Origin of the sequence: Bacillus sp. EKM202B, from assembly GCF_011066025.1 — a bacterium.
GTDB lineage: Bacteria > Bacillota > Bacilli > Bacillales > Bacillaceae_G > Bacillus_A > Bacillus_A toyonensis.
In genome coordinates this window covers 1-456 of record NZ_JAAMNK010000103.1, presented here as the reverse complement: position 1 = coordinate 456, position 456 = coordinate 1, and the positions used below count along the sequence as shown (strand labels likewise).

Genomic DNA, 456 nt, shown 5'->3' with positions numbered 1-456 from the left:
TGGAAGTACACGTTTGAAAAACTGCAAGCATACGATGCAAACGGAGTAGCGTACAAGTATGAAGTGAAGGAACAACCGGTAGATGGATACGAATCCAAAGTCAATGGTTATGACATCACGAATACAAAAGTAGGCGAAACAAAAGTAGAAGGAACGAAAACATGGAAAGACGATAACGCGAAAGATCGTCCGAAAATGATTAAAGTAGACCTTCTACAAAATGGTACAGTGATTGCGACGCAAGAAGTAAGCGAAGCAACAGGCTGGAAATACGAATTCAAAGATTTAGCAGCATACGATGCAAACGGAGTAGCGTACAAGTATGAAGTGAAAGAACAGCCAGTAGCCGGATACGAATCCAAAGTCAATGGTTATGACATCACGAATACAAAAGTAGGCGAAACAAAAGTAGAAGGAACGAAAACATGGAAAGACGATAACGCGAAAGATCGTCCG

At 41.2% G+C, this 456-nt stretch carries 1 protein-coding gene; it reads left to right on the top strand.

Annotation, left to right across the window (positions count from 1 at the left end):
* On the top strand, window positions 1–456 hold a 456-nt coding region (locus tag G9F74_RS29515; protein WP_165406437.1), incomplete at both ends, for a Cna B-type domain-containing protein.